This window comes from Pseudoalteromonas sp. G5_S1_54_S4, assembly GCF_054968565.1.
On record NZ_JBQKUL010000017.1, the window covers coordinates 20,956 to 44,646 of the forward strand.

18 protein-coding genes are annotated in these 23,691 nt (G+C 40.5%); 6 read left to right on the top strand and 12 right to left on the bottom strand.

Going from position 1 to position 23,691, the window contains the following annotated elements:
* Positions 1-19 precede the first annotated feature (19 nt).
* Positions 20-3,139 carry a TonB-dependent receptor gene (locus ACTRWE_RS08565; protein ID WP_262976648.1) on the top strand — a complete coding sequence of 1,040 codons (3,120 nt, stop codon included), beginning with the start codon at positions 20-22 and terminating at the stop codon, positions 3,137-3,139.
* A 54-nt stretch (positions 3,140-3,193) separates the two neighbouring features.
* Here ACTRWE_RS08565 and ACTRWE_RS08570 read toward each other — a convergent pair whose 3' ends face one another.
* Positions 3,194-3,625 (bottom strand): MarR family winged helix-turn-helix transcriptional regulator, encoded by a 432-nt coding sequence (locus tag ACTRWE_RS08570; RefSeq protein WP_262976649.1) that lies wholly within the window; start codon positions 3,623-3,625, stop codon positions 3,194-3,196.
* A 144-nt stretch (positions 3,626-3,769) separates the two neighbouring features.
* Between ACTRWE_RS08570 and hmgA the strand changes: the two genes are divergently transcribed.
* Both hmgA and maiA read left to right on the top strand, forming a co-directional pair.
* Positions 3,770-5,071: a homogentisate 1,2-dioxygenase gene (hmgA, locus tag ACTRWE_RS08575; RefSeq protein WP_273002633.1), complete on the top strand. Its 1,302-nt coding sequence runs from the start codon at positions 3,770-3,772 to the stop codon at positions 5,069-5,071.
* A gap of 7 nt (positions 5,072-5,078) precedes the next feature.
* Positions 5,079-5,708 (top strand): maleylacetoacetate isomerase, encoded by a 630-nt coding sequence (gene maiA, locus ACTRWE_RS08580; protein ID WP_290191365.1) that lies wholly within the window; start codon positions 5,079-5,081, stop codon positions 5,706-5,708.
* A gap of 9 nt (positions 5,709-5,717) precedes the next feature.
* On the opposite strand, the gene ACTRWE_RS08585 is transcribed toward maiA, so the two are convergent.
* Positions 5,718-5,951, bottom strand: coding sequence for a TIGR02647 family protein (locus tag ACTRWE_RS08585; RefSeq protein WP_008112333.1), 234 nt, complete (start codon positions 5,949-5,951; stop codon positions 5,718-5,720).
* A gap of 104 nt (positions 5,952-6,055) precedes the next feature.
* On the opposite strand from ACTRWE_RS08585, the gene ACTRWE_RS08590 reads away from it, so the two are divergent.
* On the top strand, positions 6,056-6,358 hold the full coding sequence (locus ACTRWE_RS08590; RefSeq protein WP_290191366.1) for a DUF1496 domain-containing protein: 303 nt from the start codon (positions 6,056-6,058) through the stop codon (positions 6,356-6,358).
* Between the two features lie 97 nt (positions 6,359-6,455).
* Positions 6,456-6,764, top strand: a complete 309-nt coding sequence (locus ACTRWE_RS08595; protein WP_028834132.1) for a VF530 family protein — start codon at positions 6,456-6,458, stop codon at positions 6,762-6,764.
* 42 nt (positions 6,765-6,806) lie between these two features.
* Here ACTRWE_RS08595 and ACTRWE_RS08600 read toward each other — a convergent pair whose 3' ends face one another.
* The 8 genes from ACTRWE_RS08600 to ACTRWE_RS08635 all read right to left on the bottom strand — a co-directional run bounded on the left by ACTRWE_RS08600 (position 6,807) and on the right by ACTRWE_RS08635 (position 18,740).
* The gene (locus tag ACTRWE_RS08600) at positions 6,807-8,429 is read right to left on the bottom strand and encodes a diacylglycerol kinase family protein (RefSeq protein ID WP_290191367.1); all 1,623 of its coding nucleotides are present in this window, start codon (positions 8,427-8,429) and stop codon (positions 6,807-6,809) included.
* A gap of 308 nt (positions 8,430-8,737) precedes the next feature.
* The gene (locus tag ACTRWE_RS08605; RefSeq protein WP_008464339.1) at positions 8,738-9,358 is read right to left on the bottom strand and encodes a TetR/AcrR family transcriptional regulator; all 621 of its coding nucleotides are present in this window, start codon (positions 9,356-9,358) and stop codon (positions 8,738-8,740) included.
* Positions 9,359-9,496: 138 nt separating this feature from the next.
* Positions 9,497-10,906 carry an efflux transporter outer membrane subunit gene (locus ACTRWE_RS08610; RefSeq protein WP_008112328.1) on the bottom strand — a complete coding sequence of 470 codons (1,410 nt, stop codon included), beginning with the start codon at positions 10,904-10,906 and terminating at the stop codon, positions 9,497-9,499.
* Positions 10,906-14,037, bottom strand: a complete 3,132-nt coding sequence (locus ACTRWE_RS08615) for an efflux RND transporter permease subunit (RefSeq protein WP_290219064.1) — start codon at positions 14,035-14,037, stop codon at positions 10,906-10,908. Before ACTRWE_RS08615 ends, ACTRWE_RS08610 begins: the two co-directional genes overlap by 1 nt.
* Positions 14,038-14,049: 12 nt before the next feature.
* Positions 14,050-15,219, bottom strand: a complete 1,170-nt coding sequence (locus ACTRWE_RS08620) for an efflux RND transporter periplasmic adaptor subunit (RefSeq protein WP_138626294.1) — start codon at positions 15,217-15,219, stop codon at positions 14,050-14,052.
* Between the two features lie 201 nt (positions 15,220-15,420).
* Entirely contained in the window at positions 15,421-16,710 is a 1,290-nt protein-coding gene (gene paeA / locus ACTRWE_RS08625) for a polyamine export protein PaeA (RefSeq protein WP_036983877.1), read from the bottom strand.
* A gap of 120 nt (positions 16,711-16,830) precedes the next feature.
* Positions 16,831-17,532 (bottom strand): substrate-binding periplasmic protein, encoded by a 702-nt coding sequence (locus ACTRWE_RS08630; RefSeq protein WP_028834134.1) that lies wholly within the window; start codon positions 17,530-17,532, stop codon positions 16,831-16,833.
* A gap of 98 nt (positions 17,533-17,630) precedes the next feature.
* Positions 17,631-18,740 (bottom strand): arginase family protein, encoded by a 1,110-nt coding sequence (locus tag ACTRWE_RS08635; protein ID WP_008464328.1) that lies wholly within the window; start codon positions 18,738-18,740, stop codon positions 17,631-17,633.
* 412 nt (positions 18,741-19,152) lie between these two features.
* Between ACTRWE_RS08635 and udp the strand changes: the two genes are divergently transcribed.
* On the top strand, positions 19,153-19,908 hold the full coding sequence (gene udp / locus ACTRWE_RS08640; RefSeq protein WP_008112319.1) for a uridine phosphorylase: 756 nt from the start codon (positions 19,153-19,155) through the stop codon (positions 19,906-19,908).
* Here the strand turns inward: udp and cdd are convergent.
* Both cdd and ppc read right to left on the bottom strand, forming a co-directional pair.
* Positions 19,897-20,826, bottom strand: coding sequence for a cytidine deaminase (cdd, locus tag ACTRWE_RS08645; protein WP_290219069.1), 930 nt, complete (start codon positions 20,824-20,826; stop codon positions 19,897-19,899). The genes udp and cdd overlap by 12 nt on opposite strands.
* Positions 20,827-20,948: 122 nt before the next feature.
* Complete coding sequence (ppc, locus tag ACTRWE_RS08650) at positions 20,949-23,594, bottom strand: phosphoenolpyruvate carboxylase (protein ID WP_290219071.1); 2,646 nt, start codon at positions 23,592-23,594, stop codon at positions 20,949-20,951.
* Between the last annotated feature and the right edge of the window lie 97 nt (positions 23,595-23,691).

The window sequence follows — 23,691 nt, forward strand, 5'->3', positions numbered from 1 at the left end:
AACTACACGGGAAAATAAAATGAAAATTCAACTTCGCAAAACAGCTCTATCACTTGCTATAGCAGCATGTGTTGGTGTGAGTGGTGCTGCAATTGCAAACGAAACAACCTCTGCAATTAAAGGTCAAATAAAGGGTCCTAACGGTAACCCTGCTGCAGGAACTAAAATTACTATTTTACACGTTCCTTCAGGCTCAGTTAAAACAACTGAAACTAATGATGCTGGTTACTTTACAGCTAAAGGCCTACGTGTTGGTGGTCCATACAGAGTAGTTGTAGATTCTGACACTTATGCAGACCAAGAGTTCAATAACATTATTCTTAACATTGGTAACGATTACCCGGTAAATGCTTCTTTAGAGAATATCTCTAACATCGAGCAAATTGTAGTTACGGGTGCCCCTATCAGTGCTATGTCTGGTGGTACAGGTCCTGCGTCTACTTTTACGCTAACGGATCTTGAAAACCAACCAGCTATCAACCGTGATTTAAAAGACATCATCCGTATTGACCCACGTATCACAATTGATGATAGCCGTGGTTCAATCAACTGTGGTGGTGGTAACCCACGTTACAACAGCTTAACGCTTGACGGCGTTCGCATGAACGATAACTTCGGTTTAAGCTCAAACGGTTACCCTACTATCCGTGCCCCTTTCTCTTTCGACTCTATTGAACAAGTTTCAGCTGAGCTAGCCCCTTTTGACGTTCAATACGGTGGCTTTACATCGTGTAACATTAACGCTGTAACTAAATCTGGTGGCAACGACGTTCACGGTGGTGTTTTCTTCGATTACACAAACGATTCAATGAAAGGCGACGAAATTGAAGGTAATGAAGTTGATAACGGTAACTACACTGAAAAACGTTACGGTTTCAACGTAGGCCTTCCGCTTGTTGAAGATACATTATTCTTGTTCACTTCATACGAAAAACTTGAAGGTGTTCGCCAGTTTAATTACGACGGTCTTAGCAGTGGTAGTGTTACAGCTGATGACGTATCTCGCATTCAGAGTATTTCTCAATCAGTTTACGGCTACGATGCTGGCGGTATGCCATCAAGCATGCCTGTTGAAGATGAAAAAATCTTAGTAAAACTAGATTGGAACATCAACGAAGATCACCGTGCAAACTTAATCTATAACTACAACGACGGTAACACAATTTCTCAGTCTGATACTGGTTCTAGCCGCGTTTCTTTATCAAACCACTTCTATAATCAAAGTGCTGAGTTTACATCAATCATTGGTTCTGTATATTCTGATTGGTCAGACGATTTTTCTACTGAAATTCGTTTAGGTAAATCAGAGCTAGATGCAACGGTTCAGTCATTAGATGCTGCAAGCAGCTTTGGTGAAATGCAAATCCGCACTGATAATGGTGGTACGGTTTACATTGGTCCTGATGATTCTCGTCAATCAAACGACCTAGATTACGACACAACTACATTTAAAGTTGCTGGTACTTATTACTTAGATCAACACACAATTACTGCTGGTTACGAGTTTGAAGAGCTATCTGTTTTTAACTTGTTCGTACAGCAAACAGAAGGTGAGTGGCGCTTTGACTCAATTGACGACTTTGAAGCAGGTCAAGCAGCGCGTATCTACTACAACAATGCTGCAGGTACTAATAACCCGAATGATGCGGCTGCAAGCTTTAAATATGCTCAACACACATTTTATGTACAAGACGAATACGCGTTTACTGACTTAGATGCAACAATTCAGTTTGGTTTACGTTACGACAAGTACACAAGTGACGACGTACCTAACTTTAACCAAAACTTCACAAGCCGTTATGGTTTCAGCAACCAGTCTACATTCGACGGTATTGACTTACTGCAACCACGTGTTGGCTTCCAATGGTATGCAACTGACGAACTTGAAGTTCGTGCTGGCTTAGGCTTGTTCTCTGGTGGTAACCCGAACGTATGGCTATCTAATTCGTATTCTAACGACGGTATTACAAACATTAGTACGCAGTTCCGTGGTGTAGATTTATTTAACACAGCTAACGTAAACGGCGGTACTCCTGGTTTTGACGTACCTCAAGAAATGTTCGATATTGTTGCAAACACTGAAATTGGTGTAGGCGATGCAACTGTTAATGCTGTAGACCCTGATTTTGAAATTCCTTCAGAGTGGAAATATTCACTTGGTGCTACATACACAACTGAAGACGAATACGTAATCTCTGTAGATTACTTATACTCGAAGAAAAAAGACGCTGCATTAATGCGTGATATCGCACTTCAAGATAGCGGTGAAACTACGTTTGATGGTCGCCCAATTTACGAGTCTATCGAAGGCCGTGGTAACGAATATTTATTAACTAATGTTAGTGGCGATAGCGGCGATTCTTCAGTTATCTCTGCAGCAGTTAGCAAAATGTTTGATAACGGCGTTAACTTCAGTTTTGGTTATGCATACACAGATGCAGACGATGTAAACCCAATGACTAGCTCTGTAGCCGGTTCTAACTATGGTAACATCGCGCTTACTAATCCAGGTAACCCAGGTGTTGCGTCTTCAGATTATGAAATTCCGCATCGTTTTACTATGACGCTTGGTTACAAACATGAGTTTGTAGATGGCTTTGAAACACGCTTTAACCTTTACGGTGAAGCATACAAAGGCCTACCTTACAGCTTCACGTTTGACGGAAGTGACCGTAATGTATGGGGCGATAACAACTGGAATGGTAACCGTCAGTTATTATACGTTCCACTTGAAAACGATCCTAACGTTGTATACGACATGTCTGCAGCTGAAATCAATGAGTTCAACGACTTCATTGCATCTGAAGGGCTTAAACGTGGTGAAATCGCAGGTCGTAACCAACAAAATGCTGACTGGTTTGTTAAGTTCAACTTTAAAGTTACACAAGAATTACCAGGCTTTATGGAAGGTCATAAAGGTGAAGCATTCTTTGTAATCGACAACCTTACAAACATGCTAAATGATGACTGGGGCGTTCTTAAGAAAGGTCCTTTCGTAGGTGCAAGCATGATCTCAACATCTTTAGATGACCAAGGTCGTTACGTTTACTCAGGCTTTAACGGTAATAACGCTAATACTTCAGTACAAACTGGTGCTTCAGTATGGGAAATGCGTGTAGGTGTACGTTACACTTTCTAATCTAAATTGTCAGATTAGTTAAAATTATAAAAGCCCATCATTTGATGGGCTTTTTTATGCCTGCAATTTATTTTTTAGCTTATTAAGTACGCTTATTAATAAATCTTGTTCATGTGTGTTCAACGAAGCCAATAGTTCTTTTTCCCACCTTAACGCCTCGGGTACTATTTTTTTATACATCTCCTTTCCAGCTTCACTTAATGAAAGTATGGCTGCGCGCTTATCCTCTGAATTAATTTGAGTCATTAGCAACTTTTTTTCTACTAATATTTTTATTGCACGCGACACGGTCGATTTATCCATATCTGCCTGCGTACATAAATTTTTGGCATTACTTTGACCAAATTGCGCTAAATTCGCCAAAATTCGCCATTGAGGTATCGTTAAGTCAAATTTGCTCTGGTATACCTTAGCAAGGTCATTACTTACCAAACTTGCTACATTAATTAGTTGATATGCTAAAAAAGTGTCTAAATCCAGTTTCATTGTTATCCCGTTAAATAGGTTTACTCGCTGTTCATTTATATTTACATACACATTCATTGAGCAATTTGAAATTACTCTCACTTGAGAGTATCTTAACTTAAATAAATAAAACATAAAACTAGCCTTCTCTCACAGGAGTCAGTAATGGCAGAACAGTTAAAGTACATGACCGGTTTTGGTAATGAATTTGAAACCGAAGCGCTACCCGATGCCTTGCCTATAGGGCAATTTACTCCTCAAAAAGTTAAGTACGATCTTTACACTGAACAATTTAGCTCTACAGCATTTACCGCGCCTAGAGCAGCTAACCGCAGAACATGGCTGTATCGGTTACGCCCTTCGGTAGTGCAAGGTGATTACACCGCTGTTGATAACGGCTTGATTCGAACTGCGCCTATAACTGAAGCCGTAACACCTCCGACTATGCTTCGCTGGAACCCCGTTGAAATTCCTACAAAGCCAACTGATTTTCTAGATGGACTCATAACAATGGCTGCTAACGGCAGTGCTAATGGGCAATCTGGCATCGGTATTCATGTTTATGTTGCTAACAAGTCTATGGTCGATCGCTACTTTTACAACGCTGACGGTGAAATGCTATTTGTACCCCAACAAGGCGAGCTACTCCTGCATACAGAATGCGGTAAGCTCTGTGTAAAACCAGGTGAAGTTGCAGTCATACCCCGAGGGATGAAGTTTTCTGTTGATTTAATACAATCAACGGCCCGTGGTTATATCTGCGAAAACTATGGTCATGCTTTGGAGCTTGCAGAGCGAGGCCCTGTTGGTGCAAACGGCTATGCCAACGACCGTGACTTTCAATACCCAGTTGCAGCTTTTGAAGATAAAGAAGGTGATTTTGAACTGGTGTCAAAATTTAATGGCAACTTATTCAGCTGTGAGATTAAGCATTCCCCTTTCGATGTTGTTGCATGGACAGGTAATAGCGCGCCTTATAAATACGATTTATCGCGATTTAATGTAATGAACACAGTAAGCTTTGACCATCCGGATCCTTCTATATTTACCGTTTTAACCTCGCCATCAGCTACTGAAGGAATGGCTAATGTTGATTTTGTTATTTTTCCACCGCGTTGGATGGTTGCTGAAAACACTTTTCGTCCGCCCTACTATCATCGTAATATCATGAGTGAATTTATGGGGTTAATTGAAGGTGTATATGATGCAAAAGAGCATGGCTTTGTGCCAGGTGGCGCAAGTTTACATAATTGTATGTCTCCGCATGGACCTGAAGCGGATGTATTTGAAAAAGCATCTAATGCGGAACTGGTTCCACAAAAATACGAAAATACCTTAGCGTTTATGTTTGAATCCCGTTATGTCATTTCACCGACTAAATACGCATTAGAAGGTAAAGAGCGCCAAGCTAATTACACTGACTGCTGGCGCACAATTAAAAAACACTTTAACGGCAATCAAGGGTAATTAGATTATGAAGCTTTATACTTATTTTCGCTCATCTGCAGCGTATCGTGTGCGCATCGCATTAAACCTAAAAAATATTGTTCACCAGTTGGTGCCGGTAAACTTACTAAAATCAGAGCAACAAAGCACAGATTACTTACAGAAAAACCCCCAAGGACTTTTACCTTCTTTAGAAACAGAAAACGGCATATTAGGTCAATCTCTAGCAATTTTAGAGTACCTTGAAGAGCAATATCCTGAAACACCATTACTGCCTGGTAATGCATGGCAAAAAGCACATATTCGCAATTTAAGTTATGCAATTGCGTGTGATATTCACCCGATTGATAATTTACGTGTGCTTAAGTATTTAAGTAGTGAACTCAATGTTGATGATGAAGCAAAAAATAAATGGTACCGCCACTGGGTTGAAGTGGGTTTTGAAAAAATAGAACGCATGCTAGATAGCAAAAACACATTTTGCGCAGGCGACTCGCCAAGCTTAGCTGATGTATGTTTAGTACCGCAGGTATTTAATGCCATTCGTTTTAAAGTAGATATGGCTGCCTACCCTAAAATAGCAGCCATATATCAGCGTTGTAATGAGTTGGCAGCCTTTATTGATGCAGCCCCTGAAAATCAACCTGATGCAAACTAATAGAGTAAATTAACTTTTAAGTGCACTGTGTATTACAGTGACATGCTCAATTAAATCTAAGCCCAGTTCGGTTAAATAGCCACCATCTGGGCTATCTATAACCCCTTTATCGAACAAACGTTGTGCTGCGCTTAGTAAGGCGGGTTCAGCGTCTGAATGAAGTTTAATTCCCTGCATTTTGCTCTCGCGTGGAAATTTTGCTAGTAGTGTAAATTCGTCAATCATGGTTTGATTAAATAGCATATCTGTTCACCTTTTTATTGTTCTGTGTTTTACTTATGTTGTCTTACTTACCCTAGCATGTTTTTTTGCTAAGTGTAGTTATTTTAAACACCTTGAGGTTATTCATGCGTTATTATTTTACTTTTATTATTGCTGTTTTATGCTTGTGTTTTTCAGCTTTAAGCTACGCTAACACAATACAAACGCTTCCTATTGTTGATGCTACCCAGCTTATAAACACTAGCACTGAGTGCTGGTATGATAATAAACGTTACAGCGAAGGAGCTATACTGCAGGTTCACTCAGTTACGCTTATTTGTGCTGCAAAGTACCCCCAACATAACAACAGTCAATTGATTTGGCTAAAGCTTGATAAGCAAGGTAACCTTATTTACCCCAAGAAGCCTGCAACTATTACTGTAAATTAATCAAGATTAACAATCTGGAATCTGCCAGCCATCTCCAAACTATTAAGATGCGGTGGGATACGTTACAATACATGCAGTTTAAAAAAGCAGTGTGACTATGAATAATCAACCAAAAAACCCGCTACATGGGATAACTTTAGAGCAAATTCTTGTAGAACTAGAGCAACGTTTAGGCTTTAAAGCAATGGGTGAACAAGTAAACATAAAATGCTTTACTGATTCTCCGAGTATCAAATCAAGCTTAAAATTTTTACGTAAAACCCCATGGGCAAGAGATAAAGTAGAAGCACTTTATATTCATACCATGAGTAATAAACCGCTACGAAAACCCAGAAATAAACCAAAACTAACAGAGCCCACGCAACCTGATACATCAGATTTTGTATGGCCCTCTATTAAAAAATAAATGAGTGCTAAATGGCGTAATATTTACGCCATTTTTAGTCAGTTAGTTTTGTTCTTGGCATATTACATTCAATGAAGCAGGGTGAATACTCACTACCACTTTATCGGCAGATTTAACCTCACCATCAATTACATAATCTAGCGTTTTATCTGCGCTTATCTCTACACGTTTTGCGTTAGTATAATGCGAGTTAATAGCAAAATGTGTTTGCGTGATACTGCTAAACATTAGCTCAGCAATACTCAATACTGTGGTTTCATTGTCTTTGTTTGGCGTTAACCAGTTTACGTCTAATAATCCATCACGGTGGTCGGGTTGTCCCCCACCTTGGGCTAAAAGGGTTGTAAATGGGGCAGCATTAGCGACAATAAAGCTATTTGTATTAATAGCTTCAGGCTCATTATCATCGAGTTTAACCATCAGCTTTTGCGCTTTATTCTCGCCAAAGGAATGTAAAAAACCATTTAAATAAGCAAGCTGGCCAGCTTTATTTTTCGACTCTCTATCTGCTTTTTCAATCATTGCATGCTCAAAGCCAATGCCAATTAGCAATAACATCAAATCGTTATTACAATATGCGGTATCGATCAGGTTTGTCTGACCATCAATTATTAAATCGCACGCTTGCTCAACAGGAATAAATTTAGATTTTATTCCCATCAGCACATGGGCCAACGCATTAGCTGTCCCCAACGGTATAATTCCTAATCGACAAGACGTACCCACTAAAACACTCGCAACCTCAGTGACTGTGCCATCTCCACCGCAGGCAATTATAATATCAGGCTCGTGCTCTATAGCTTGTTTAGCCAATGTAATGCCGTTTTGTTCCGGTGTAGTTTTTAAAATGGTTAAATCATAATAAGCAGATAAACGTGTAACGATTAAATGCTCTTTTTCAGACCATAACTTAGTGCCTGATACAGGATTAGCAATTAAATATGCTTTATTTTTTATCAGTAGCTCACCTCTTCGGTGGCGCTTAACTAAATGGCGTAATTGGCGTTTATTAAGATTGGCTGTTTCACGTGTTTCTTTAATTTGAGCAAGAATGTCATGTACATCAGCTTCTTTATTTTGACTCAATAAATACGCTGCCATAACAAACACCGAACGTCCGCGACCTAATGCACAATGCACCACAACACGACGGTCTTTCTTTATATGATGATGGATCCAGTTAATTGCCTGGTTTAATTGCGAGTGAGTAGGCACACTATGATCAAGAACAGGAATGTTTAAATAACTAATATTTTCTTGGGTAGATGTCCACTCAAGTCCATCAAATTCACAAGTCACATCTAAAATAGCGGTAATGCCATTTTCTTTTAATGTATCTATATCAGAGGGAAACAAACGACATGCTAAAAATAAGTTATCGTTTATTTGTTGAATTGGGGGTACCTTATCGTGTTTGCGTGACCATGCATTATAAATTTGTGCACCTAACAAAAAAGGAACAAATGCCCAACGAATGTAAAAAGGGATAACGCCATTTTCGCGTTTTCTAAATACTTTTCCTGCGTTAAAAAAATAAGCACCGCTGACCAATATCAGCGACAGCGCCGTCCAAAAAAATGCAACCGCGAAGTAAACAGAATTAACCTTCAATCCCAGTACTATAAATACTAATGCTGTTACAAGATAACTGACTGCAGCCCACATGAGCTCTCCTTTAAGTTGGCAGCGCCATATTAGCGCCTTTAATATAGTCCTAACTTGCAAATAATACGCCAAAAAAGCAATTTATCTTGTTTGTTGTCGTTTCGCCACCGGCGTTGATATCACATCAATTGGCTATAACCCACTGTTAATCAATGCTTTTATAATATAAAAAGGAATGACTTCACGCTAAAACATCGTACTCAGTTTTTATTGATTACGCTTAAATAAAAGCAGCTTAATTTATATAACTCTTTCATATTTACAACAATATCAGTCAAATATTCATAGTTATTTAATGCTTCAACTTATTATTTATCAAATGGCATAAGTAATGTTTTCATCGCTGGGCGCAGTGCAATCAATACAGTTTCCTCGGTCAATTCAGGAAATAACATTTTTCGTAATAGCAGTCCGGCCATCACTGAGAAAATCACATTAATGCGGCTTTCGAGTTCTTGCTCTGAATGTGATTTTATTAAACTACTTTCACTGACTAATAAATCACGCATTCTGTTACGTGCTTGCGTATCAGCCTCGCGTAGTAATAAAGCGACTTTTTTGTTTCTACTGGCCTCTGCCATCATGTCTAAGTCAACTACGCAGGCCCCCGTGTCCATATGACGCTGCACACCATGGTGTAAGCCATCAAGTAACACTGTTAAAATATCGCCAGGTTGATCTTCAAACTCTTGAAATATGGAAAACATTTCTTCCATATCTTGTTCAATAATACTTTCAATTATGGCTTCTTTACTTTCAAAGTAATTATAAATATGGCCGGCACTCATCCCGGCTGTTTTAGCTATTTCTGCCATACCTGCGCCATGGTAGCCTTTGCGACGAAAACAATCAGCAGCGGCGGTTAATACCTGCTCGCGACGCGCTTGTGCTTGCACCGGATCTAGGTGTTTTTTATTTTTAGGTTTCATTTGAAACTCCAGTATCGAGTCTCTCAACTCGAAATATTTAGCGTTTACTGCTTTGATCACAAAAAATAAACGCTAAACGGGCATTACTTTAATCGCGCATAAAACCTTTTATTGTTAACAGGCTTTATGCGTACTAATTTACTTAACGGTTGAAGTAGTGGTCTGCCAGCCACCGCCAACCGCTTTGTATAAATTGATTTGGCTTGCAAGCACAGCTTGTTGGCCCGTGATCAATTGCTGCCTTGCGCTATACCAAGTTCGCTGAGCGTCAAGCACTTGTAAAAAGCTATCAACCCCTTTGTCGTAGCGCGCCTGCGATAATTCAAAGGTTGTCTTTCGGCTTTGTAATAACTCCTCAAGAGCCATTAACTGTGCGTTATAGCCTTCTCTATCCGCAAGTACATCAGCAACTTCACGAAATGCTTGCTGTATTTTTTGCTGGTACGTTGCTACAGCAACTTGTTGCTCTGCGTTAGCGACATCTAAATTTGCTTGATTTCGACCCATATTAAAAATAGGTAAATTTACCGATGGCATGAAGCTCCATGTGCCTGAGCCTGCATCAAATAAATTACTTAAATCACGTGATGCAGTTCCTGCATTGGCAGTTAAACTAATGCTCGGGTAAAACGCTGCACGGGCAATACCAATGTTAGCGTTAGCGGCTAACAGCTGATGCTCTGCTGCTTTTATATCTGGTCGCTGCGTTAGTAAATCAGAAGGTAAACCCACAGGGACACTAGGCAAGTCTAATAAATAATTTAATGACTTACTTGGCAGTAAATCCTCACCTACCGTTTTACCTACTAATAAATCAAGCGCGTTTTTATCGCGTTTCACTAAACGTTGGTATTTAGCAATATCAACTTTCGCTGTGGCTACCGTACTTTTAAGCTGTTCCAGCGTAATTTTAGAAGCGGCACCTAAATCAACACTTTTTTGGGTTAATGATAAGGATGCTTGCTGCGATGATAACGTTTCTTGTGCCAACGCTAACAACTGTTGATCGGTCGCGTAATTTAACCAGGCATTAGCAAGCTCTGCAATTAACGACACTTGCATGGTGTATTGGCTCAGTTGAGTTGAATAAAGCGTTTGTAATGCTTGCTCTGACTGATTGCGTACTTTACCCCATAAATCTAACTCGTAAGCCGTCATGCCTACCGTTGCACTGTATTGAGAACTTATTTGTGGTTGACCACTTGCTGATAAATCGCTGGGTAAACGCTGACGACTTCCTGATGCATTAAAATCCAGTGATGGATATAACGCTGAATCTTCAATCTGATACAAACCACGCACGCGCTGAACATTTAGAGCAGCTATTTGTAGGTCTTTATTATGTTCAAGACTTTGTGATATCAGTGTTTTAAGTTTTTCATCATTAAAAAACTGCTGCCATTTTAACGAGGACACCTGCTCATCCCCTGTCTCTGATGCATACGCATCAGGGACAGGTAAATTTAGCGCTTCCTTTTGAGGAGCTAACTGACATCCAGATAAAATTGCTAAAGTAAAAGCACTAAAACTGATTGCTCTTAAACTCATTATACTTCCTCCTCGGAGGTGGTTTTAGCCTTTCCTGAAAACAGTCTACGTACTAAAACAAAAAACAACGGTACAAAAATAACAACCAATGACGAGGCGGCAAGTGTTCCACCAATAATTGAAATACCTAATGCATTTTGTGCACCTGAACCAGCACTTGAGGCAATAGCTAATGGAAGCACACCACACACAAAGGCCATTGAGGTCATTAAAATAGGACGTAAGCGAAGGCGTACAGCGGCAATCGCCGAGTCAACTAAGCTTAAGCCTTCTTCCATTTTATGAATCGCAAACTCAACGATTAAAATGGCATTTTTAGAGGCTAAACCTATGGTGGTTAATAAACCCACTTGTAAGTAAATATCGTTTGATAAGTTACCCATAAAGGCGGCTACAATCGCACCAAAAATACCCAGTGGCACAATTATCATTACTGCAAATGGTACTGACCAACTTTCATAAAGCGCAGCTAAACATAAAAATACAAATAACAGTGATAATCCATATAACAACGGCGCTTGACCGCCACTTGATCGCTCTTGAAACGAAATACCAGTCCACTCAGAGGCAATACCGTTAGGTAGTTGCTTGACTAAACGTTCCATTTCATCCATTGCTTGCCCTGTACTGTAACCTGGCGCAGCTGTTCCTTGAATTTCCATAGCAGAAAAACCATTATAACGCTCAAGACGTGGCGAACCATAGGTCCAATGCGAACTGGCAAATGCTGAAAATGGCACCATATCACCGCTATCATTACGTACATACCACTTGTTTAAGTCCTCAGGCACCATTCGCGATTCAGCATCGCCTTGCAGGTATACTTTTTTCACGCGACCACGGTCGATAAAGTCATTTACATAACTACTACCCCACGCCGTCGAAAGCGTACTATTAATATCACTTTGCGACACACCAAGCGCTTCTGCTTTTGCAAGATCAATATCCAGCTGTAACTCAGGCATATCTTCTTGGCCATTAGGTCGTACGCCCGCGAGAATTGGGCTTTGGCTTGCTAAGCCTAATAACTGGTTACGCGCGGCCAGTAGAGCCTCGTGGCCAAGTCCAACACGGTCTTGTAAAAACATATTAAAGCCATTGGCTGTACCTAGTTCCACAATCGCTGGCGGCGGAAATGCAAATACAAACGCTTCTTTAATGGTAGAAAAATAGCCCATTGCTTTACCTGCAACTGCTTGCACAGATAAACCTTCGCCTTGACGCTCATCCCAGTGCTTAAAGTTAACAAAGGCAATTGCTGAGTTTTGGCCAGAACCTGCAAAACTAAATCCAGTCACCGTGAAAATACCATTTACAGCATCCGATTGATCGTTCAAAAAGTGTTTTTCTACTTTTTTAACTACTTCAAGCGTTTCTTCAGTCGTTGAGCCTGCTGGTAATGACACCTGATTAAACAAAATACCTTGGTCTTCATCTGGTAAAAATGCCGTTGGTAAGCTTGAAAAAATATACACCATACCCGCTACAATAAGGCCATAACATAAAAGATAGCGCTTAGATAAACGGATCATACGACTGACAAGACTTTGTGCGCCTGTATTAGTTTTATCAAATCCGCGGTTAAAACCACTGAAAAAACGACCGAATAACGAGCTGTTATCGTGAACATGGCTTGGTTTTAAAAGCGTAGCACACAACGCAGGTGTTAAAATAAGCGCCACCAATACCGATAGTCCCATTGCTGATACCAATGTAATAGAGAACTGACGATAAATAACACCGGTAGAGCCACTAAAGAACGCCATCGGAATAAATACCGCCGACAGCACCATAGCAATACCCACTAGCGCGCCTTTAATTTCATCCATTGATTTACGTGTTGCCTCAAGCGCAGAGAGTTTTTCTTCGCTCATTACACGCTCAACGTTTTCTACTACAACAATGGCATCATCAACCAGTAGGCCTATGGCAAGTACCATGGCAAACATGGTTAATGTATTTATTGAATAGCCAAACGTGTACAAAATACCAAAAGTACCGAGTAACACCACCGGCACAGCAATCGTTGGAATAAGCGTAGCGCGGAAGTTTTGTAAAAACAGATACATAACAACAAAAACGAGTACCACTGCTTCTATTAAGGTATTAACCACTTTTTCAATCGATAGTGATACAAAAGGGGTGGTATCGTAGGGTACAACAACGTCTAATCCCTCAGGGAAAAACGCTTTAAGCTCTGCAATCGCAGCTTTTACACCTTCAGCTGTATCAAGGGCATTGGCGCCACTGGCAAGCTTAATACCTAGGCCTGATGCAGGTTTTCCATCGTAACGAGCTACAACACGGTAGCTCTCGCCACCTAGCTCCACACGCGCTACATCTTTAAGGCGAACAAACGAGCCATCAGCGTTTGCTTTTACTATAATTTGTTCAAACTCTGCTGCGGTTTGCAAACGGCTTTGTGCTGTTACCGTTGCATTGAGCTGCTGGCCTTCAACCGCTGGCATGCCCCCTAATTGACCAGCAGATACCTGTGCATTTTGCGCACTAATTGAGGTGCTAATATCAGCAGGGGTTAATTTGTAGTTTTGCAACTTAGCTGGGTCTAACCAAATACGCATAGCATATTGAGAGCCAAATAGCTGAACTTCACCCACCCCTTCAACACGCGAGATAATATCTTGCACATTAGATGAAACATAATCACCAATGTCGATATTGGTCATGCTGCCATCTTTTGATACAAAACCTAATACCATTAAAAAGTTACGTGCAGACTTAGCCACCGATACACCTTGCCTTTGCACTTCTTCTGGTAAAAGCGGTGTAGCTGTGGCTAACTTGTTTTGCACTTGTACCTGTGCAATGTCTGGGTCTGTATCAGCGCTAAATGAAAGCGTAAGCGTAGCCGAACCACTCGACTCAGACGTAGATGACATATACAACAAGCCATCTAGTCCTTTCATTTTTTGCTCTATAACCTGGGTAACCGTATCCTCTAGGGTACGAGCTGATGCCCCTGGGTAAGTAGCGGTAATGCTAATTGCTGGCGGTGCAATTGACGGGTATTGTGCTATTGGTAAACTTTGAATAGCCAACACACCTGCAAGCATAACCACGATAGCAAGCACCCACGCAAAGATGGGTCTGTCGATAAAAAATCGTGACATTAAAACTCTCCGTTATTGCGCTTTGTCGGCTGTTGCAGACGGTGAAACTTCTGAAGGGCTAACTGGCGCACCTGGGCGAATTTTTTGTAAGCCTTCAACAATTACTTTATCGCCATCAGCTAATCCAGCGGTAACTAACCAGTTAGAGCCAATCGTTCTATCTACTTTTAACACGCGGCTTTCTACGGTGTTTTCTTTACTTACAACCATCGCTGTTGGCTCACCTTTGGTGTTTCGGCTTACTCCACGCTGCGGCACTAAAATAGCGTCTTGTTTTACACCCTCAACCACTGAGGCACGTGCATACATACCCGGTAGTAATAACTTATCTGGATTTGGGAATTTAGCGCGTAAAGTTACCGACCCAGTGCTTGGGTCTACAGTTACTTCAGAAAATTGTAACGTGCCTTTAATTGGGTAAATAGAGCCATCTTCCATTTGCAGCTCAACGTCGGCTTGTGCTTTTGAGTCAACACTTAGTGAACCAGAAGAAATGGCTTTTTTAAGTTGAGTTAGCTCATTGCTTGATTGCGTTAAGTCAACATAGATAGGGTCAAGCTGGGTTACTGTTGCCAGTGCCGTTGTTTGATTAGCACTTACAAGCGCACCAACAGTAACGTTCGATTTACTAATTTGACCACTAATCGGAGAAGATACATGGCTGTAATCTAAGTTTATTTGTGCAGATTTAAGCTGTGCTTTTGCTGTTAATAGCTCGGCTTGTGCTTGCTTGTATGCTGCATCGGCTTCATCAAAGTCTTGCTGGCTTACCGCTTTAATTTCTAGTAATTCTTTATAACGCGACGCTTTAGATTTACTGCTTGCAATACTAGCCTCTGCGCGCGCAACGGCCGCTTTGCTGGCTGCGAGTTCTGCTTCATAAATGTCAGGATTAATTTGATAAAGCGCTTGGCCTTGCTCAACCTGTGTGCCTTCTTCAAATAAGCGAGATTGAACAATACCACTTACTTGAGGACGAATTTCAGCAATTTGAAACGCACTAACACGCCCTGGTAATTCTTTTTTAAGTGTAATAGCTTGGCTTGTTAAGGTGACCACACCAACAGGTGTCGCTGCAGGAGCAGAAGCCTTAGGCTGTTCAGCAACCTGATCACAACCACTTAAAGCAACAGAACCAACGAGGGCCGAAAATACAAAAAAAGCGATGCGGGAACGCTGCATGTAAAATACCTTTTAGTTTAGAATGAACGATCATTCTAAACTAAAGTAAAGCAATTAAAAATAGCTACTGAGCAACATTTACACATTTTTACAATTGAATAGATAAGTAACACAAATAACAGCTGAGTTATTTAAGCAACACCCATAAAAAAAGCAGCCAATGAACTTTCATTGGCTGCTCTTAAGCTATGTTGGCTGTCATTATTCGTTGTCAGTATTAACTCTAGAGACTAGTAATTGCTCAATACGAATTCCTTCCACGTCCACAACTTCAAATTTAAAACCTGCAAATAAAACAAACTCTGCGCGTTTAGGAATATGTTTCATGGTATAGATTAAATATCCGGCCACGGTTTCATAATGATTTTGATCAGGAAATTCATCAATTTCAAGTACCTTCGCCAGCTCAACAATCGGGGTTAAGCCATCTACTAACCAAGAACTCGCGTCGCGCTCAATAATTAACTCTTCACTTTGATGAGTAATTAAATCGCCCATAAAACCTTTCATTAAATCTTTAACCGTAACAATCCCAACCACCAAAGCATACTCATTAACTACCACCGCAAAAGGATGTACAGCGGTTTTAAACGCATTTAACGCTTCAGATAAACTCAATGTTTCGGGCAAGAAAAAAATATCTTTATCAAGCATGTCATCGTTAATATTTGCCGCCTCACCTTTGAGTACTTGGCGTAAAATATCTTTAGACTCAACAGAGCCAATTAACTTATCAAGATTGCCTTTGCACACTAAAAAGTGATTGTGCGGGTGATCTATAATTTTATTTGCTATATCGTCGCTAGATTCATCAATGTCAAAATAAACAATTTGCTCACGCGGTGACATAACGCTTGATAAAAAACGCGCTTCTAAATCAAATACATTTCCTATTAAATCATACTCTTGTTGCTGTAAACTGCCATATTCAGCACCAGCATCCATCATCGCAACAATATCTTCAGTGGTCACAATATCTTCACGTTCACTGGGCACTTTAAACACCCGTAAAACAATATTGGTTAAGCCATTAAAAAATAGTACCAGTGGCGTGAGCGCAAAAGTAACCCAGCGCATAATTGTCACCACTCTCACCGCAACGGCCTCAGGTAAAATCATCGCTAAACGCTTTGGTAGTAAATCGGCAAATAAAATAAATAACGAGGTAATAATTAAAAACGATAATACAAAGCTAATTTGCCCAAGTAATGGACCTTGATAAAACAGCTGTAGTATTTCTTGCATATAAGGAGACAATGCTTGCTCGCCAACAATCCCGCCTAATATCGCAATCGCATTGAGCGTAATTTGGATCATGGCGAAAAAAGCCCCAGGCTGCTCTTGCAGCTTTAAAACCGCCAAAGCGTGAACATTGCCCTCGTCCGCCATTACTCTTAACTTAATTTTGCGTGAAGCGGCAATCGAAATTTCTGACATCGCAAATAACGCACTCATCAAGATTAATAACGCAATCCCGATTAAATCACCCATTTATAACTCCAAAATAATCGCTTTTACAAGCAAAAGCAGCTGGATTATAGACGCTTTTATAGACAGGGCAATTGATATTTAAATAATATTAATAATTAATAAAAATCAAAAACTTAATATTTATAGTTTAGACTCATATGAAGAAAAAGCCGCGCTAAGTTGTTGCTTTACGTTATCGGGTAGATTTTTATTACAGGCGAAATATAAAGGGGCTTGATGGGCATTGATTGGCATGAGTAATTCGAGTTGTAATTTATTTAATAAATGAGATTGTTCATGGTTTATTCGCTGCGCTGGTATAACAACTAAATCAATACTCGAACTTCGGGTTTGGATTATCTTAAAAATATTATCAAAACTACTAAACAGCATTAAATTTTCGTTTTCTTTAAAGCCCTTTGAAAGTAAGTAATGATGGCTGTAGTTATCTTTTAAAACCGCAATACGGTATTGCTTTGCCTGCTCTAAATTAGTTAAGGAAATACCTTTGCTTTTAAGGGAGTAAAAATTAGTGTCAAATTGGGCAAGCTTAGCAAACCAAATAAAATTATGTTCCCGCTCAGGCGAACGAGAAATAGAAAATATACAGGTTTGGGGATCTCTCAGTGCAATATTGTAAGCCATACTCCAATCGTTTACAGAAATTGAATAATCAATACCTACGCTATCAAGCACTAATCGGACTTTATCGGCAGCATCACCTACTAAATTGTTATTCGCGTCCAGATACTGCGCAGGCGCGAAGTTCTCTGTTACAACAGTAAGTTTAGCCACACAATGATGACTTACAATGAGCAATAATACACAATACCACTTAGTCACAATAACCCACTATATAAAATTTAAGATGTTACTTTTTTGATAAAAGCAAATTTAATATAGCGGATTATTTACAAATAGCCAATTTTGGGCCTGTGGGATTAACGATTCATTGCTGCAATTAAGAATGCTGAAATTTTAGCGCCTTCTCTAAGCGTCGTCTCTGAGCTTGATTGCCCCACTAATGAGCTGTCGGTAAACGGTGCGATTTCCATCATATCTGCACCGGTTATTGGAAACTCATCAGCAATAGCTGACAAAATATCAAGCGCATGCTGTGGTGTTAATCCATTTTCTTCAGGCGTACCTGTCGCAGAGGCAAATTGCGCATCTAGTGCGTCAATATCAAAGCTTACATACACTTCATCAACCTTGTCGGCCTTTAATTGCGCGATTGTATCGGCAGCAACAGCGGCTGCGCCACGCTCAATAATTTCAGCTGCCCAGTGCTGTTTAACGCCAAAGGTACTTTCCCAATGTGATTTAGGCTTACCACTTGAGCGAATACCAAATTGAATTAAATGATGTGGCGCGGGTAAAAATTCTAAAATATGGGTACACCAAGAGCCAAAACATAAATCGATGCCTAAACGCTCAACCAATAAATCGGTGTGGGCGTCAAAATGAATAATAGCCGTACGCTTACCTTGGCTACGCTTTGCTTTTAAGTACGCTTTTGTCAGCGGGTAACTAATAGAATGATCGCCACCAATGCCAAAAATGCCTTTATCTTGGAATGTTGCATAAAAGCTGTCACATACATCTTCGGTAATAGACAGTGGACTTACGAAATGATCGTTATTGTCATTGCCATAAAGCGCTTTTTGGCAATTGGTAATTGTTGCCTCGTTTAAGTATTTATCGTGTAATAAATGCGGTATTACGCGCACATCACCTAAGTCAAATGAACGACACTGTGTTTGCTGGTCAATTAAAGCTGAACGTAAAAATAAAGGCCCCCAGTTTGCACCGCGTAAAATACCACCACCACAATCAGAGCTAATCCCCAGCATAACCGCTTTGTGGGGTGAGTTAGGTAATTCATTTAGCGAGTCACGCCATAAAGCATCGACATTTTCAGTTTGACCATATAATTTATTTCTGAGTGCTGCTTTGCGTTCTTTTGCCGTATTAACCGTGAATACACCGTCGCCAGGTGCACATAAACAGTGTTCAACTTTATTTTTAAATGCTTGAAATTGTGTGCTCATTGTAAACCCTTTTTCAATCTGAATATCTTGTCTATTATTGAGTAGTTATGCAAAACGACGAACGCTGAATAAATTAAAAATTAATTGTCTGTGGTTATAAAAATCACTGAACGTTGTGTTTTGCGAGGTTAGGTCAGCGGCAAAACAATACAAAAACTACTAACTAACCTTATGAATATAAACAATTTAAAATTTAGCTAACAACTCTTTTGGCTAGCTACTGGTTTGTTCTGAGGTATGAATATAGTGTCTGAGCAAACAAGTCAACTGGCTCATTTTGTTAGTAATTTTAGCCATTGATTGAATATTCAGAGTTGATGAATAAATCAATACGGACATCCGTCCTGTACTTCATTTAGGTTTCTCGTAATCATGTTAAATTGACAACAACTCTTATTAAAAAGGCTTAGTTATGGAAAAGGTATTTCACTTAGGACTGTGTATTGATGATTTAAAAGGTGCAAAACTGGCTATTGTTCCAGGGGATCCAGATCGTGCAGCACGCATTTCACAGTTCTTAGATAATCCAACCTGCCTTGCTCAAACGCGTGAGTTTCACATTTATTTAGGCCAATTAAACGGCCACTCAGTGGTTGTATGTTCAACCGGTATCGGCGGCCCTTCAACGTCAATTGCGGTTGAAGAACTGGCTCAACTTGGCGTACGTAGCTTTCTTCGCATTGGCACAACAGGCGCGATTCAGCCGCACATTAACGAAGGCGATATTTTAATTAGCCAAGCCTCAGTTCGTTTAGATGGCGCGAGTCAGCATTTTGCACCGCTGTGCTACCCTGCTGTTTCTGATTTTTTTGCCACTCAAGCGATGGTAAAAGCCTGTGAAAACCTAAACATCGATTTTCATATCGGTATCACCGCTTCAAGCGATACCTTCTACCCAGGACAAGAGCGTTACGATACGCATTCTGGTTATGTTCCTAAGTCATTACAGGGTAGCTGTGAAGAATGGCAAAAACTAGGCGTGATGAACTACGAAATGGAATCAGCTACTTTATTTACTATGTGTGCCGCTCTTGGCCTACAAGCAGCCTGTGTTGCAGGTGTATTAGTAAATAGAACGCGTCAAGAAATTCCTAACGTAGACCACGGCGAGATTGAGAAAAAATCGGTTGCCGTGGTACTTGAAGCCGCTAAAGTGTTACTTGGCTAATGTTGCGCTAATAACCTCAAGTGTTGGCAAGCCAGTAAAGCTTGCTAACACGGCTTTTGCCACCCCTGATTGGTTTTCATGACCAGCCGTTTCTAATAACGTAACTGATTTAACTGTTTGCTTATCAAAGCTCAGTCCTGCTAAAAACAACTGACTCACAGCACTTTGTAATGGCGATAAACTCGGGCTGTACGCTGCATTTTCTGCATAGCTGCCATAAAAATCACCGTTTTCAAACGTACTTATTTTTACTGCACTGTAATTTTGGCTGTATGGCACATAAGCCGCTAAAGCATAGCTCATCAGCTTTTCATCAAGTTGTTTGTTTTCAAAACAATTAGTTTGCTCTGCTGGGTTAAATAAGCTGTGCTCATTGCCTAAATCGGTTGGTCCAAATGAATGAGGTAATAACTCTGCCAATTTAAAGTTTTGTGCTGGCAGTAAAATATCAAGCTCTTTTGCATCAGCCAGTTCATTCATAAATTGACGACAGTACCCACATGGGACATCACTAATCGCTATTTTAAGAATTTTTTTACCGCCATTTAACCAGGCATTATTAATTGCAGATTGCTCACCGTGCACCACTAAACTAAGTGCTTGATGGTCAAACTCAGCGTTAGCGCCAAAGTAAAAAGTGGTGTTTCCTTGTGAATCAAGCCCTTTTACAATTGCGCCGACATGAAATTTGGAAATAGGTGCAACTGAAAATTCTGAAGCCATAGGCACCAAGCCTTGCAATAAAGTATCTTCGCTGACATTAAGTTCAGTACAAAGTGCTTTAATATCGCTTGAATGTAAAATACCGCGTTGAGTTTTTAATTGACTACGTAGTGCTTGGGTTTGCGCTACGTTTAATGAGATGTGTGAATTGCTAAGTGCTGTATTATGTTGCACTTTAAAAGTTGCTGAAGCCATAATAGTTTTTATTTGTTCAATGGCCAAGTAGTGTAAAAGGTTGGCAAACTAAATACCAGCCTATTCAACGTAAAAAAAGGGAACACGTCGTGTGTTCCCTCTAAAACTAATCTAGTTTTGGATTAACCTGTATTACGCATACCCGCTGCAATCCCGGTCATAGTGATCATCAAGGCATTGTCTATATCATTTTCATTGCCTTTATCATCGCCACGAGAGCGACGTAATAACTCAACTTGTAATACATTAAGCGGGTCGGTGTATGGGTTTCTAAGCCCAATAGACTCTTTGATCCAAGGCTGATCAGCCAATAAGCTTTTTTGTGGGCTCAATGATTGCACTAAGGTTATCGCCTCACCAAGTTCCTCTCGCAAGGCAACACCTAAAGGTTTATACATGTCTTCCACCAGCGCATTATCGTAGTGCTCACTTAACCAGCTATCCGCTTTACTAAATACCATTTCTAGCATTTCTAAACGTGCTCTAAAGAACGGCCATTGCAAACTCATTTCACTTAAGGTTTCAATCCCATATTTTTCAAGCGCGGCTTTAAGTCCACTTAGTGCACCTAACCATGCAGGTAACATTAACCGGTTTTGACTCCACGCAAAAATCCATGGAATAGCACGTAAGCTCTCAACCCCTCCATTTGGATTTCGTTTTGCAGGCCTTGAGCCTAACGGTAGTTTTGACAGTTCTAATTCAGGTGTCGCCATTCTAAAGTAAGGCACAAAGTTTTCATCGTGGCGCACCACATTACGGTAATGCTCACACGACACATCGCTAATTAATGCCATTACTTCACGCCACTGTGATTTAGGCTCTGGTGGTGGCAATAAATTGCTTTGTAGTACCGCACCCGCATAAATATTTAAGCTTTGTAATGCCACATTAGGCAGGCCAAACTTAAAGCGGATCATTTCACCTTGCTCTGTTACCCTAAGTCCGCCTTTTAACGACCCCGGTGGCTGAGAATGCAATGCTTGTGCAGCAGGCGCACCACCACGGCCAACCGTACCACCACGTCCATGGAATAAAATAAGCTCAATACCGCGTTCATCCGCTAGTTGTACGAGCTTATCCATTGCCTCATATTGTGCCCAACCAGCAGCCATCATGCCTGCATCTTTGGCTGAGTCTGAATAGCCAATCATTACATTTTGGGTGTTTTTAATGTGTCCACGGTACCACTCGTTATTTAAAAGCGTAGTGATGACGTTGTGGCCATCGTTTAAATCATCCAAGGTTTCGAATAAAGGCGCCACAGGCAGTTCAAAACCACAGCCAGACTCTTTAAGTAATAACTGCACCGCTAAAATATCAGAAGCAGTTCGTGCCATAGAAATAATATATAAACCAAAGGTTTTTGCATCTTGCTGCGCAATAACATCAAAGGTGTCGAGCACCTCTTGCACTTCTGGACTTGGTTGCCAATGCCTAGGAATTAGCGGACGACGTGAATTGAGCTCTGTCAGTAAAAAAGCTTGTTTGTCTTGCTCTTCCCACTGATTGTAATCGCCAATACCTAAATGACGGGTTAACTCAGAAAACACATCACTGTGTCTTGACGAATCTTGTCGCACATCCAGTTTTGCCAAACGCAGTCCAAAGCTATTTACTCGGTGGATCATATCCAGTAGTAAGCCATTGGCCACTACTTGCATGTTGCACTTTAATAAAGAGCGATAACACACTTCAATGGGGTGCTTAATTTGATTAATATCGGTGATTAAGTCTTGAGATTCAGTGCGCTTATTTTTAATTTTAGCGCTTAAATGCATCACCGTTTCTGCAACTTGGTTTTTAACATCTTTCAAAACAGCACGGTACGGTTCAAACTCTTGCCCAGCCAATTTAATGAGTTCATCGCTGGCATCCGACATAGAAAGTTCAGCACACAAAGTTTCTAAATCACGCTGGTATAAATCCAGTGCCATCCAACGGCCATGGTCGAGCACTTGCTTGGTTACTTCGGCGGTTACAAACGGGTTACCATCACGGTCTCCCCCCATCCAAGAAGTAAATTCTATCGGGCTGTAATCTGCTGGCAACTCTAAGCTTAAATGTTGTTTTACATGCTGGCTAAACTCACGTAAAAAACGGGGCACCGCTTCCCACAAACTGTTTTCAATGACTGCGTAGCCCCATTTAGCCTCATCGACAGGGCTTGGGCGTGAACGACGAATATCGTCAGTATGCCAAGCTTGGCTAATTAACTGCGCAATACGATTTAATATTGCTTCACGTTCTTGCGCTAGATTGTCGGTACGCTCAAGCGATGCTAAACAATCGCTAAGTTCAACATGTTTATTAATAATAGTACGGCGAGTCACTTCGGTTGGGTGAGCGGTTAGTACTAAATTTATGTGGAGTTTTGAGAGTGTGTCGGCTAAATGATTATGATTAAGCTGACCTTGTTCGGCCTTTGCTGCTAACGTTTTTAATGTTTGAGTGAGAGGATTTAGTTGGCAAAAACCAACATCATTAAAACGTGATACGGTATGAAACTGCTCTGCAACATTAGCTAAGTTTAAAAAATGATTAAATGAACGGGCAACCGGTAAAAGCTCCTCATCACTGAGCGCATGGAGTACATCAATTAACGCTTGGCGATCGGCTTCATTGCCACTGCGAGATGATTTTGATAAAGCCCGAATTTCTTCTACTTTATCTAAAATCTCTTGGCCTTGGGCATCTTTAATAGTTTGTCCTAATAATTGACCAAGTAGATTAACATTACCTCGCAAGGCGGCATATTGTTCACTCATTTCTAGCTCTCCTTCGTTTCTTGGAGACCTATTAATATCATTAAGCGGGAATATTTAATAGATCCATTTGCATCGCCTTGTCGTAAAAAAGCATATG

Excerpts from the sequence above, each read along its gene's own strand:
- ACTRWE_RS08565 (WP_262976648.1), top strand. The coding sequence starts at position 20 with ATGAAAATTCAACTTCGCAAAACAGCTCTATCACTTGCTATAGCAGCA.
- ACTRWE_RS08570 (WP_262976649.1), bottom strand. The coding sequence starts at position 3,625 with ATGAAACTGGATTTAGACACTTTTTTAGCATATCAACTAATTAATGTA.
- hmgA (WP_273002633.1), top strand. The coding sequence starts at position 3,770 with ATGGCAGAACAGTTAAAGTACATGACCGGTTTTGGTAATGAATTTGAA.
- maiA (WP_290191365.1), top strand. The coding sequence starts at position 5,079 with ATGAAGCTTTATACTTATTTTCGCTCATCTGCAGCGTATCGTGTGCGC.
- ACTRWE_RS08585 (WP_008112333.1), bottom strand. The coding sequence starts at position 5,951 with ATGCTATTTAATCAAACCATGATTGACGAATTTACACTACTAGCAAAA.
- ACTRWE_RS08590 (WP_290191366.1), top strand. The coding sequence starts at position 6,056 with ATGCGTTATTATTTTACTTTTATTATTGCTGTTTTATGCTTGTGTTTT.
- ACTRWE_RS08595 (WP_028834132.1), top strand. The coding sequence starts at position 6,456 with ATGAATAATCAACCAAAAAACCCGCTACATGGGATAACTTTAGAGCAA.
- ACTRWE_RS08600 (WP_290191367.1), bottom strand. The coding sequence starts at position 8,429 with ATGTGGGCTGCAGTCAGTTATCTTGTAACAGCATTAGTATTTATAGTA.
- ACTRWE_RS08605 (WP_008464339.1), bottom strand. The coding sequence starts at position 9,358 with ATGAAACCTAAAAATAAAAAACACCTAGATCCGGTGCAAGCACAAGCG.
- ACTRWE_RS08610 (WP_008112328.1), bottom strand. The coding sequence starts at position 10,906 with ATGAGTTTAAGAGCAATCAGTTTTAGTGCTTTTACTTTAGCAATTTTA.
- ACTRWE_RS08615 (WP_290219064.1), bottom strand. The coding sequence starts at position 14,037 with ATGTCACGATTTTTTATCGACAGACCCATCTTTGCGTGGGTGCTTGCT.
- ACTRWE_RS08620 (WP_138626294.1), bottom strand. The coding sequence starts at position 15,219 with ATGCAGCGTTCCCGCATCGCTTTTTTTGTATTTTCGGCCCTCGTTGGT.
- paeA (WP_036983877.1), bottom strand. The coding sequence starts at position 16,710 with ATGGGTGATTTAATCGGGATTGCGTTATTAATCTTGATGAGTGCGTTA.
- ACTRWE_RS08635 (WP_008464328.1), bottom strand. The coding sequence starts at position 18,740 with ATGAGCACACAATTTCAAGCATTTAAAAATAAAGTTGAACACTGTTTA.
- udp (WP_008112319.1), top strand. The coding sequence starts at position 19,153 with ATGGAAAAGGTATTTCACTTAGGACTGTGTATTGATGATTTAAAAGGT.
- cdd (WP_290219069.1), bottom strand. The coding sequence starts at position 20,826 with ATGGCTTCAGCAACTTTTAAAGTGCAACATAATACAGCACTTAGCAAT.
- ppc (WP_290219071.1), bottom strand. The coding sequence starts at position 23,594 with ATGAGTGAACAATATGCCGCCTTGCGAGGTAATGTTAATCTACTTGGT.